Source organism: Zobellia nedashkovskayae, assembly GCF_015330125.1.
Classification (GTDB): Bacteria; Bacteroidota; Bacteroidia; order Flavobacteriales; family Flavobacteriaceae; genus Zobellia; species Zobellia nedashkovskayae.
The window spans coordinates 3,038,914-3,051,529 of sequence record NZ_JADDXR010000002.1; the positions used below are offsets into that span (position 1 = coordinate 3,038,914).

At 36.3% G+C, this 12,616-nt stretch carries 13 protein-coding genes; 3 read left to right on the plus strand and 10 right to left on the minus strand.

Going from position 1 to position 12,616, the window contains the following annotated elements; translation table 11 throughout:
- Positions 1–49: 49 nt before the first annotated feature.
- The 9 genes from IWB64_RS12700 to IWB64_RS12740 form a co-directional block, all read right to left on the minus strand.
- Positions 50–631, minus strand: a complete 582-nt coding sequence (locus IWB64_RS12700; RefSeq protein ID WP_194534346.1) for a YdeI/OmpD-associated family protein — start codon at positions 629–631, stop codon at positions 50–52.
- 6 nt (positions 632–637) lie between these two features.
- Positions 638–1,066: a DUF1801 domain-containing protein gene (locus IWB64_RS12705; protein ID WP_194534347.1), complete on the minus strand. Its 429-nt coding sequence runs from the start codon at positions 1,064–1,066 to the stop codon at positions 638–640.
- Between the two features lie 149 nt (positions 1,067–1,215).
- Positions 1,216–1,851, minus strand: a complete 636-nt coding sequence (locus IWB64_RS12710; RefSeq protein ID WP_194534348.1) for a hypothetical protein — start codon at positions 1,849–1,851, stop codon at positions 1,216–1,218.
- Positions 1,852–1,999: 148 nt separating this feature from the next.
- The gene (locus IWB64_RS12715) at positions 2,000–2,422 is read right to left on the minus strand and encodes a hypothetical protein (protein ID WP_194534349.1); all 423 of its coding nucleotides are present in this window, start codon (positions 2,420–2,422) and stop codon (positions 2,000–2,002) included.
- A gap of 82 nt (positions 2,423–2,504) precedes the next feature.
- A complete protein-coding gene (locus IWB64_RS12720; RefSeq protein ID WP_194534350.1) occupies positions 2,505–3,875 on the minus strand; it encodes an MBL fold metallo-hydrolase RNA specificity domain-containing protein in 1,371 nt (456 codons plus the stop codon).
- Between the two features lie 3 nt (positions 3,876–3,878).
- On the minus strand, positions 3,879–4,718 hold the full coding sequence (locus tag IWB64_RS12725; protein WP_194534351.1) for an ATP cone domain-containing protein: 840 nt from the start codon (positions 4,716–4,718) through the stop codon (positions 3,879–3,881).
- Positions 4,719–4,751: 33 nt separating this feature from the next.
- Positions 4,752–5,657 carry a mechanosensitive ion channel family protein gene (locus IWB64_RS12730; protein WP_194534352.1) on the minus strand — a complete coding sequence of 302 codons (906 nt, stop codon included), beginning with the start codon at positions 5,655–5,657 and terminating at the stop codon, positions 4,752–4,754.
- Positions 5,658–5,803: 146 nt separating this feature from the next.
- Entirely contained in the window at positions 5,804–6,643 is an 840-nt protein-coding gene (locus IWB64_RS12735) for a universal stress protein (RefSeq protein WP_194534353.1), read from the minus strand.
- A 63-nt stretch (positions 6,644–6,706) separates the two neighbouring features.
- The gene (locus tag IWB64_RS12740; RefSeq protein WP_194534354.1) at positions 6,707–7,555 is read right to left on the minus strand and encodes a universal stress protein; all 849 of its coding nucleotides are present in this window, start codon (positions 7,553–7,555) and stop codon (positions 6,707–6,709) included.
- 169 nt (positions 7,556–7,724) lie between these two features.
- Here IWB64_RS12740 and trxA point away from each other — a divergent pair, with 169 nt between their 5' ends.
- From trxA to upp, 3 genes are all read left to right on the plus strand, one after another.
- Complete coding sequence (trxA, locus tag IWB64_RS12745; protein ID WP_194534355.1) at positions 7,725–8,024, plus strand: thioredoxin; 300 nt, start codon at positions 7,725–7,727, stop codon at positions 8,022–8,024.
- A gap of 31 nt (positions 8,025–8,055) precedes the next feature.
- Positions 8,056–9,054 carry a Tll0287-like domain-containing protein gene (locus tag IWB64_RS12750; protein WP_194534356.1) on the plus strand — a complete coding sequence of 333 codons (999 nt, stop codon included), beginning with the start codon at positions 8,056–8,058 and terminating at the stop codon, positions 9,052–9,054.
- Positions 9,055–9,274: 220 nt separating this feature from the next.
- Positions 9,275–9,928, plus strand: a complete 654-nt coding sequence (gene upp / locus IWB64_RS12755) for a uracil phosphoribosyltransferase (RefSeq protein ID WP_194534357.1) — start codon at positions 9,275–9,277, stop codon at positions 9,926–9,928.
- 39 nt (positions 9,929–9,967) lie between these two features.
- On the opposite strand, the gene IWB64_RS12760 is transcribed toward upp, so the two are convergent.
- Complete coding sequence (locus IWB64_RS12760; protein WP_194534358.1) at positions 9,968–12,475, minus strand: cation-translocating P-type ATPase; 2,508 nt, start codon at positions 12,473–12,475, stop codon at positions 9,968–9,970.
- Positions 12,476–12,616: the final 141 nt, after the last annotated feature.

A 12,616-nucleotide genomic window follows, 5' to 3' on the forward strand; every position in this document is an offset into this window, starting at 1 on the left:
ATTGGTTGTAGAGATAACCACTAGAATTTTAAAAGTAGCTATTTTTGTATTACCTGAACTGCTTTGGTTTTAAGTTTTTACTGGCATTCACTGTAATTTCTAAAATTCGTTTTGCGCGTGTTTCTTTTCTTTTGGCAGAAATTACCCAATATAACAGGATTTTTTTTGCAGATTTGCTTAACATAGTAAAGAATTCTTCGGCACCTTTTCTTTTTTGCAATTCCTCCGCCAGATCTGGTGGAATTTCTAAAGCTTCAACTGTATCCAAAATAGACCACGAACCATTGGTTTTTGCTATAGCAATACTTTTGTGGCCAGCATTGGTCATTAGATCTTTTTTTATAAGATCCGCTATTTTCTCTTTGTTAATTTTGGACCAATTGCTTACTGCTTTTCGTTTGCAAAAATACTGTTTGTACTTCTCCGAATCTATCGTTCTTTTCGTACTGTCTATCCAACCAAAACAAAGTGCGTGGTCAACCGCTTCACTCCAAGATAAATTGGTGTTAGCAGTATTCTTTTTATGAATGACCAACCAAACGGAGTCTTCTTGTATATGGTTTTTTTCTAGCCATGTCCGCCACTCTTTAGGGTTTTTAGGGCAGTAGCTGTCTATTTCCGTTTTTGCCATAGCTTCTTAAATACCCAATGTAGGCAGGTGTTTTACTCTATGATACGTTAGGGCAGCTTTTATGCAATAGGTAAGTTCTTCGGTAGGGATTTCACTATCTAGCTTAAAAACAATTGCTCTTTTTCCTTCAAAGTCAAAGGTGTTTTTAAAAACGATTTTAAAGGTTTCTACCAATCTGCTAGTACACTTAAAATAGAGGGCATATTGGTCGGGAGATTTGGCTTTCCAATCCATGCGGAGCGTGCTGCCTATTTTGGTCAAGTAACTAGGTTCGCCCCATTTTAGCGTTTCTTCTAACTGGTCAATACCATCAATTTTTTTAGCTGTTTCAATTACTAATTTTCGTAAAGTCAGCATTTGATTCCGAACAGTCTCTGGATATTTATTAAAAACCAATGCTACTTCAGGATTGATTTTTAGCTGCAAATCTTCCATGGATTTTTAGAATTTAGAACGGCAGGTTTGTCATTCAAGTAGCTAAATTTAGGAAATACAATCGGGAAATAAAATAGAGCTTGGTAGGAGAGTAGAACCTTAACAAGTCTATTCTAAAATAGTGATAAAAAAAATCGACTTAAAGAAAGCTATTTTTCTTTTCTAAAGATTAAGTCTTGCTCTTCCATGGCGGTAACAACAAGCTGAATGTAATCATCTACGGACTTTTCTATGTTTTTTGGATCCGAGATATCTATACTGCCTCTCCAAATCATAGACCTATCTTTACCGGCACAAATACAGTATAGCGTAGTTTCTGCATGGTAAACATTAAAATCATCGTAGTAATTATCATCGTAATAAATATCTTGATTGTCTAGATAATCATCATTGAAGCGTCCTTTGTGGTTATCTAGTCTAGAAATAGCACTTAAAAAACTTTCTCTGTTTTCAGAACCGGTAATCTTGGTAAATAAAATAGCATCGAAGCCTTTATCCAATAAACTTTCCTCTACATCATCCAGCTCTTTTTCTGTTTTTCTTTTATCGGTAAAGGATACATCAAAAACATCTAGGCTTTGCATGGCCTCTACATTTCTTTTGGTAAACTCTTTTTGTAGTTGGGCTTCAAAACTTTCCCTAGCATCTTGGTTTTGGGTCATACCTACAATAAGAACTTTTTGAGCATCGAACAATACGATATCGGGGTTTTTCCAATTTTCGACCAAACTTGTTGACGAACAACTTAAAACAACTAATAAGAGTAGTGCAGAGAGTTTTTTCATAATCTTATTTTTTGTTTTCAACTTATTCTTAATTGCGCTTATTTGCAGTTGCGCCCAATAAGAGTTGGGCGCAAGGTAAGATATATCAGGGTAAATTAAAATGACAATAGTCATTTCTTAAAGAGCTTAAGATAAGGTGAAATTACATTTAAGGTTTACGTTTCTTCCTAAGAATAGCTCCTGCATAATTAAATACATCTGCCTTTAGGTCCTTAAAATCCTTAGTACACGCATTTACTTTTTGCTTTAATACGGCATGTCTTCTAAGGAAACTGATATCGCAAGAATCGGCAGCGGATTCTAAAATTCCGGCCAACATATTTTTGTGTTGACTGATTTCTTCTTGAATTTCTTTTTTTGCCGCTCTTACCCTGTGTAATCTAATCTTGTGGTTTTGCAACCACTCAAAAAGATCAGGAGTGTCTGGTTCAAAAACATACGAATTCAATAAACGTTCTACAAAAAGAATTGCATTATCGGCAAATTTAAGGCTTGATTTCCATTGCTCAGTTTCCTTATAGAGGTCATCTTCATTTTTCTGTCCTGTCCAATTTAATTTTTCTGTTTCCATTTTTGTTACCATAGCTCTCGTTATATAGTTTAAAATTAAGGCAGGTTAGAATGGTAGGCAATGACTTGGGTCAGTTACAGAATTATAAGATAATTTCTTTAATTTCGTTTAGTTTTGGAATGTGTACATTCCAATTATATACATCGCGAATCTTAACTCTAAAAGCATCTAGTGAAGAGGGTTCTCCATGAACAAGAAAAACTTCTTCGGGTATGTTCTTAATGTCTTGCATCCAATGTAATAGCTCTTTTTGGTCTGCATGACCGGAGAGACTTTCTAAGTGATATATTTTTGATTTTACAGGATAATACTTTCCGAATAGTTTCAATTCATAAGCGCCTTCTAATAGTTGTTTGCCCCTAGTACCTTCTGCTTGGTGTCCTACCATTAAGACCGTTGTGGAAGAACGCCCCATTAACTGTTTTAAATAAGTGAGTACTCTTCCGCCAGTAACCATACCGCTACCGGCAATAACTATTTTTGGTCTGGTATCATCAATTGTTTTCCAGGTATCTGCATATGAACTTATGATATTAAAATGTCTGTACATGGCCGCATATTCCTTACTTGAGAGTTTGTGCCATTCAGGAAATTGTTGAAAAACAGACAGCACATTATTGCCCATGGGGCTATCAATAAAAATAGGAATATTGGGTATTCTATTCTTTTTGAACAATTGCCATAAGAGGTACATAAGGGATTGTAGACGTTCTACAGCAAAAGATGGAATGATCAGGTTTCCTCTTTGATTAATGGTTTCAGTAACTAGGTCAACCAAGATTTGTTCTACATCTTCCTGTGGATGTAACTTGTTTCCGTATGTACTTTCAATAAAAAGATAATCTACCCATTTTGGATGCTCGGGAGGAGCCAATAGGGGGTCATGCTCTCTACCTATATCACCTGAAAAAACAAATAATTTTCCTAAAATCTCCAGTTCTATAAAAGTGGCGCCTATAATATGTCCGTTAAAATTGAACCTGAAACGAACATGTTCAGAAAGAGATATCCATTCATCTTTTTCTTCCGAAGAAAATAGGTCTATTGCCCTTTCCGCTTCGCGAAGCGTATAAAAAGGTTTTGCTGGATCGTGTTTGCTATACCCTTCTTTATTAGCACGTTCAGCCTCTTCTTCATGAATTTTAGCGCTATCTAAAAGAATGATCTCGGTTATGGCCAAAGTTGGGGGCGTACCAATTATTTTTCCATTAAAGCCTTGCATGACCAATCTAGGAAGATATCCTGTATGATCTAGATGCCCGTGTGTTAGTAACACTACGTCAATTTTTGAGACATCAATAGGCAAGGGTTCCCAGTTCAATTGCCGTAATTCTTTTAAGCCTTGGTACATACCACAGTCTACCATAACATTAAGTTCTGGTGTTTCTAAATAAAACTTAGATCCGGTTACGGTGCCGGAGGCTCCCAAAAAGTGAATTTTTACTTTGTTCATAGCTTAAAGATTACAGAGTTGTTCAACCTCGCTTAATATTTTTGCCTTTCGCGTATTAGAAACTCCCAAATGGTCCAACAAGAATTTTTCTTTCCATAGTTCACGACAGAGTACCACATCTCTACTCAGCAAGAATTGTTTTTCACGATTGGTCAATATGGTAGAAACGGTAATAGGATATAACTTAAGCCTATCAATACGGTCTTTAATACCATCGTTTAAAGGGTAATCCCAACTTAAAAGGTATAAATTAACGCACTTACCATATTTTATGGCATCTGAAGTAAAACGTGTGTTGGTCACTACCCAACCGGGGTTCAGGGTTTTGGTCTCCGTTTTTTTTGTTTTCCAATGTGCTTTTACATCGTTATAGCGCGAGTGTATATAGAGCGGTACTTTAACATTGCAATTGCGACCTTCTTCGCTATGAAATTTGCATTCTATTATAGTTACGGTTCCATTTTTTTCGGCAACTACATCAATTTCATGAGTAACACAAATACCGTCCATTACGATACCAACCTTGGTCTCATAGCCGGAATACGTTAAGAGGGCTCCTATAAAACGTTCAAAAGGGAACCCCGTTGGACCCAACTCATAAATAGCCTTTTTCAGCTTATATTTTGAAGCAAAAACAGATTTCTTTTTTTTCAATAAGGCAAAGGCCCGGTTGTAAATTTCATTGGTAGATATGCCTTCATAAAGTTCATCGCGTACTTGATCGACAATATGCTCAACCAACTCATGATTTGCCCCAGTATGTTTTAGGGAGTTGCGAAGCTTATCCATAGAAAAATGGGCTTTTACACCTGATGATTTTATTATATCGATTTCCTTTTTCATAAGTTGAGTTATTAAAGGGGGATGAAATCTATTTTACACTGAGCTCTTTACCTGAACATTTACGTCTGGAATTTTTAGTAATTGTAGCGTAGTAGAGGCTAACACAACTTTGCCGTTAGAGGCGAATATTGATTGTTGAATACGCTCAAAAAGTTGATTCTTTGTAATGCGTCGTCGTTTATAATCCGTTATATACCTTAGGTTAATTTCAATCCAATTATCGGTAATTTTTAGTGCTACGGTTGGTTCTAGAGTAGCGTCTTCAATATAATAATGGGCGACCATTTCTTTCCATTTTGTCAATGAGTTTTTGGTGTATTCAGAAAGTAGCTCTGTAGCATCATCCAATATAATTTTTTTCGCTAATGCAATATCAGACTCATAGGTAATCATAATATTTAGCTCATCCCATAGAAAGGGAAAATCCATGGAGTAGTTTTTAATGGGACCTTTAAAAACAAAAGAATTACTGATTTTTACAATTCGCCCAGAATAGTTATCGCTACTTACCCATTCGCCCAATTCCATAAGGGTCGTGTAAATACTATCAATATCAATTACATCGCCTTTTATACCGTTAATCTCAATTCTATCACCAGGTTTATAAACACGGACAAAAAAGATGTAAAATGAGCCTGTTATGCTCAAGATAAGTTCTTGTAACGTAAAGGTAATTCCCGCAGTAAACAGACCGATGATAATAGTATAGTCCGCTATACTTTTTACGGTAAAAGAAATCAATATTAAAAAGAAAATCAAAAAGTAACCTACCAGCTCAACACCCTTTTGAGCCTTGTACCTAATGGTTACATCACTAATACGTTTCTTAAGCAGCTTCCTTAGAAAGCCAATGGAGAAAACAATAAAGATAATCCATAACAAAAGTTTTAAAACCTTTGCGGCTAGTGGGTCCTTTAGAAAATTGAGTAGTGCGTCCATGAATGTTTTTTATAAAACTGATAATACGGAGATATTGAGAAGCTTTTTATCATACAAAGACCACGGTTGAGATATTAAAAAAAAATAGTGGTTCTGTAAGTATTCTTCTTTACCCAAGTTCCTATTTAATTCATTGTTAGGTTCTTTTAATGCAATGCCAAAATAGGGACAGTAGCATCATACCCTATTTCTTTGACTAATGGTTTAGTAAATATTTTCTCAAAGAAAAAGTGTCTGTGGTTAATAAAAGCAATCATATCGCTATCTCTACTTTCCACAAAAGCGGTAATTCCGTCTGCTACATCTTTTTCGGTCAGCGTATGAAAACTGTGGGCAACTTCATCTAAAATATCTCTTAGCAATTGTTTGTTTTCTTCTTGCTCAGGTTTTAGAAATGGTTTTTTTGAAATATGAAGTACCCTAACAGTTGCTTCATGCATTTTTGCAATTTCAATGAGGTATCTTAACTCCCTCCTTTTAAAGACCGATTTAAAATCTGTTGGGAAAACAATTTCTTTAGGGGAAGTGAAACGTACCTCTTTAGGTACCGCCAAAACCGGACATTCAGAAACAATTTCCATAGTCTTTACGGTATTACTACCAAAAATAACACCTTTGGCACCAGATGCCCCTTTGGTACCCATAACCACCAAATCAATATCCTTATTTGAAATGGTTTTTTTAATCGCAGCAGATAGAAAAGTAAAAGTTGGTATGGTGTGGTAGATATGTTTTGGGTTGTCATGATGTAGCGCAAGCATATCTAATAATTTCACGAAATTTTCTTCTGATTTGGCTTTTGCAACCTCAAACTCCGCGCTGCCCGGTTCGGGTATAATGAGCGTATCAGTAGTGTAGTTTTCTAGCTTAAAAACATTCAAAAAATAAAATTCGCAATTTAACTTTGCGTATAAATCAAGTGCGTACCGCACCGCATTGAGGGCATTTTTGGAGAAATCTGTAGGTACCAATATTCTTTTGTACATAATATTATTTCTTAAGTGAGTATTAAATGTAATTCCTGAATAGTTTTTTTACTGGGCTGTTAATTAGCCTTTAAAGGGTAATATTAGAAATGGTATATTAGAGTACATGCTTACATTCTTGACCACAGGCTCACGTAATACGCGATCAAAAAAGGTGTGTTTATAATGTACCATAGCAAACATATCTACGCCCTTATTATTTAGAAAATCATCAATAACCATGGCCTTATCAGCAAAAGCCTGTACCCAGTGAGAACTATGCTCTGTATTTTTAAGACATAGCTCAAGCATTTCTCTGTGCGACTCTTGTTCTTTACTTAGCTCCTCTTCTTCATTTATGTGCATGACCCTAATTTTGGCATTAAAGAGTTCTGCAATGAACAAAAGAGGTGCTGTAGTTTTTTTTGTACACCCTTTTTTATAATCGGTTACAAAGGCAATGTCCGTAGGTGCTACAAAATCTAGTTCTTTTGGAATGGTCAAAACAGGACATTGGGTTATGGTATTGGCCAGCTGAATGGTATTGCTGCCAAAGAAAATTTCTTTAGCTCCCGTATAACCTTTACTACCCATAACTACCAAATCAATTTCAAATGCATTCAGCATTTGGTGTATGGTTTTAATTAGATTCCCTTTTTTAGAAATGGTCTCGAATTTGTGTAAAGGATTTTCATTGTCTAAAGTAATTCTATGCTTAAGAGCTGTAATTTTTTCCTTAGAGGTAGCAGCTAATTCGTTCAGTAGTTTTTGACCTACCAAAAATTCTGATTTCCCTCCAATTAAAGGAGTGAGGTCATTATACACGTTTACAAGGTAAAAGTTGCATTTAATTGACTTCAATACTTGCGTGGCATAAAAAAGAGCACAATATGCATTGTTTGAAAAGTCCGTGGCGACCAATATATTTTTCATCTTGTTTGTTTTATAATTGGGCAATCCTTATAAACATTACTATTCCGGAAGTGCCTTTTTAATTTAAGATCCATATATAAAGTTAATTGAGAAGAATATTAAAAACCATGACTTACGTCAGTTTAATCAAGGTCAATTTTTAGTAATTTTATAAATCTAAATAAGAAAAATGAAAAGCAGTTTTAATACTATAATAGAATCTGATACACCCGTATTGGTAGATTTTTTTGCGGATTGGTGTGGACCTTGTAAAATGTTGGCGCCTATCTTAAAGCAAGTAAAAGAAGAACTGGGAGATAGCATAAAAATCGTAAAGATAGATGTGGATAAAAATCAGCCCTTGGCCAGCACGTATAATGTACGTGGTGTGCCTACTATGATGTTATTTAAAAACGGAAAACAAGTTTGGAGACAATCTGGTGTTTTACAAAAAAATGACATCGTACAAATTGTAAAGTCGAATTCTTAATTCGATTTAATCGTATCTAATCTTACCAAATATGAAAAAATATTCCATTTTTTTACTGATTGTAATTTTCTTTTCTAGTTGTAAAGAAAACCAGAAGGGTAAAATTGAATCTGCCCAAAACATTGAAGTAACCCAAAATGCTAAAACTCAAGAACCGCACCCTGGAAAGGTAATCATGGAGCGCGAATGTTATTTGTGCCATAATCCTAAGGCAAAAATGGCAGATAGGTTTGCACCACCTATGGAAGCCATTAAAAGGCATTACATAGACTCTACTGTTTCACAGCAGGAATTTACGGAGGCTTTAATCAAGTGGATAAATGATCCGGAAACAGAAACCAAGATACCTGCAGCACACAAAGAGTTTGGGCCAATGCCGTATTTGCCAAATCGAGAGGATGCTTTGATCCAGATAGCAGATTACATTTACAACAATGAATTGGAACGTCCCGAAGGTTTTGAGGAATATTTTAAATCTTCGCACAAGGTAGGAACGGGTTTGGAAGATTGTAACTGTTATGAGAGCCCAGGACCGGAAAAAGTGTATGGAACCATTGGCATGGCCTATGCAAAAGAAGCCAAGAAAGCACTGGGTCAAAGCCTAACAAAAGCTATTCAGGAAAAAGGAACTGTTGGGGCTATTGGGTTTTGTAATCTTGAAGCTATGCAAATTACGGACAGCGTTTCTTTGATGAAAAATGCCGTTATTAAGAGAGTTTCAGATAAATTAAGAAATCCTAAAAATAAAGCTACACCCAAGGAATTGGAATATATAGACTGGTTTAAAGAAGTTGTGGCATCTGGTGATGAAATTGAACCTGTTGTTGAAACCAAAGATGGCGAAGTGTCTTTTTATTATCCGATCACAACCAACGCACTTTGTTTACAATGTCATGGCACACCAAATAAACAAGTATTGCCAGAAACCATGACGGCATTGAATAAACTGTACCCCAATGATATGGCACTTGGTTACGATGTAAACCAAGTACGCGGTATGTGGAGTATTGAATTTTATAGTGATAAATAATTGTATTAATAGCAATTGTATAATACAGATAATTAGTAAATAGGTAGTTCTTCAGAATCTATTTTTAGATGGTTGAAAAAAGGGTTTTGTAATCTACAAGACCCTTTTTTTATTGCTAAATTTTTCTCGGTTTACCATTTAGATGTACCTTTTGAGCATATTTAAAAAGTAACATACTTTTGTTATAAATTATAACCATAATTCAAATCAGATTCATTCTATGACAGTCCATAACCTTGGCGAAAGCAATTCGCTCATGAACAAATTTATCGCTGAAATTAGAGATGTAAACATCCAAAAAGATGCGATGCGCTTCAGACGGAATGTTGAGCGTATTGGGGAAGTGCTGGGTTATGAAATGAGTAAATCGTTTCAGTATGAAAGTAGTGAGGTAACCACTCCTTTAGGTACTAAAGAAATGTCTCTGCCAACGGATAAAATAGTGTTGTGTTCCATTTTACGTGCTGGATTGCCATTACACCAAGGACTATTGAATTATTTTGATGAGGCGGAAAATGCTTTTATATCTGCTTATAGACATCACAAGGGAGCCGAGGATGCTTTTGAAGTTATCGTAAATTATTTTGCTGCACCTTCCTTAGAAGGGAAAATACTAGTACTCACAGACCCAATGTTAGCTACCGGACGCACTTTAGAAAATGTACTAAAATCACTTAAAAAACATGGTACACCTTCTCAGATTCATATTGTGTCTGTTATTGGAGCGCAAGAGGGTATTGATCACGTACAAAAGGTATTCCCTGAAAACACCCATTTATGGATTTCTGCAATAGACCCGGAACTTAATGCAAGAGGGTACATTATGCCTGGTATTGGAGATGCAGGGGATTTGGCCTACGGCGAAAAGCTTTAGGAAGTCTTTGGCTTTATATTTTAACATTACATATCTATATTAGCTTTTTTTGGCTTTTATTCTTTGTCCCCATTTTACGACTTCATACCAAAGCACGGAGATACTTCCTGCAAATAGGCTAACAAGCAATTGATTTACACTCAAAGTATTAAACTCAAAGAAGTCGGTCAATGGCGGAATAAAGAGTAGGAGAGCGGCCAAAGCAACGGTAGTACCTATAATAAGCCCTACTAGATTATTCTTATACTTTAAGGTCGTAAATAAAGAGAAATAAAAAGAACGATTTACTAAGGTTAAAAAGATATTGGCAACTATTAATACCATAAAGACCATTGTGCGGGTTGTATCTTCAACAAAACCCTGTCCTACGGCATATTGGTAAACAGATAATGAAGCCAAAGTAATAGCCAAACCTTGTATGATGCTGGTCCACAACTCATTAAATTTAAAGAATGTAGTAGTAAACGGCCTTGGTTTTTTGTTCATGGTATTTTTCTCCATGGGTTCATTTTCGTAGATGATAGAGCAGGTAGGTCCCATAATGAGTTCCAATAGAATGACATGTGATGGCGAAAATATGGAGGGGTAAATCCACCGTAAAGCCAAAGGAATAAACACCGTGAGTATAATAGGAATATGAATAGAGATGATATATTGAATCGCTTTTTTTAGGTTGGTGTATATCTTCCGGCCCATGGCAATGGCATCTACCATTTTAGAAAGGTCATCATCTACTAAAATTAAAGAGGCAGCTTGCTTGGCGATTTCCGTACCCTTATTTCCCATGGCGATACCAATGTGTGCCGCTTTTAGCGCAGGGCCGTCATTAACGCCATCGCCTGTCATGGCTACTACTTCATTATTTGCTTTTAGCGCATTTATAATTCTGAGTTTGGCTTCTGGAAACATGCGGCTGAATACTTGCGTATCTATCACTTTCTTCTGTAATTCGGTATCGGTAAGCTGCATCAATTCATCACCGGACATACATTTATCGTACCCTATAAAATTAATTTCTTTGGCAATAGCTACGGCCGTGGCAGAATTATCTCCTGTTACCAGTTTTACATTTATCCCAGCCATATCAAAATCTTTAAGAACTTGACTAATGTTTTCTTTTGGTGGATCATAAAAGGCTACGAGCCCTTTAAATTGAAAAGGAAAATCTTGTTGGTATTTTGGGAAATCGGTTCCCTCAAAAACAGCCTGACCAACACCTAATAGGCGAAACCCTTGCTTACCAAGTTCATCTATGGTAGCGTAGACAGATTTTTTTTCTTCAACAGTCAGATTGGAGAGTTGTATCAAAGCCTCTGGAGCACCCTTAGCGGCAATGATACGTTGCCTAGATTCATTCTCGAACAAATGGGTCATCATAGGCGGTTTCCCACCTAAAGGGTATTCATGAATCATATGATACTTTGGCCTTTCGTCCACATCTGTATGTTTTGCGTAAGCGTCATGCAGAGAAATTTCCATGGGGTCAAAAGGTATGGGCTCACTAGCCCACATGGCAATGGTTATAAGCTCTTTTTCTTCATTTTCAAGTATAGCTTCGGTAGAAGTTATTTTTCCAGTTTTAATGGAAAATAATCTGGCGAGGCTCATTTTATTTTGGGTGAGCGTTCCGGTTTTATCCGTACATATAACGGTGGCGCTACCCAAAGTTTCCACGGTTTTCATTTGCTTTACCACAACTCCCAGTTTCATTAAACGCCAGGCTCCCAAGGCCATGAAAGTGGTAAAGGCTACGGGGATTTCTTCTGGAAGAATACTCATGGCAAGCGTTAAGGCTTTGAGCAGACTATCCAGAATATCATGAGAATTGAAATAATTAATTCCCCAGACCATTAAAAAAGTAATGCCTCCCCAAATGGCCATTTGCTTTACAAAATTGGCAATCTGTAGTTCTAAGGGAGTTTTCTCATCTTCAATGTTATCTAGACTATCACCAATTTTGCCAAGTTGGGTATGGTTACCAATAGCTGTAATTGTGGCTATGGCCAAACCACTGGCTACGGTGGTGCCACTAAAAATAGAGTTATTCGCAGAAGAGGCATCTTTAAAGACGGAAAGCGACTCCCCCGTAAGGATGGATTCGTTTACGGAGAAATCGTTGGAATGTACGATAGCACCATCGGCAGGAACCATGGTTCCTTCTTCTACCATAAGGCTATCTCCAACAACCAGTTCCTCACTTGGAATTTCCATAGTTACCCCATTCCGAATAACCTTGCTGTTGGGTTCGGTAAGGTTCTTTAATTTTGCCAATGCTTTTCTGCTTCTAGAATCTTGGTATAGAGATATAGAACCAACCAATATAATTGCTGCAACCATAAAGATGCCGTCTCCAAAATTTCTGGTGATGAAATAGATGGAAGAGGCTACCAACAATATTAAAATCATAGGCTCTTTAAGGATGCTTTTTACGGCTTCTAAAAATCCATTTTCATTTTTGTAAGTAAATGAATTTGCACCATGAACCTTTCTTGAATTTGCGACTTGCTCATCGGTCAACCCCTTAATGCCAAAATTTTCGACAGCCATGCGTATAGTTTTTATAAAAATAAATCAAATAACATTTATTAAGCTGATTTACATAAGTTTATAAGAATAGTTTTTGCCTGTTATCTCCGGAGGTTTCTATAGCTAAAAATTAGGATTACAAATTATTCTTTTACAATAGTT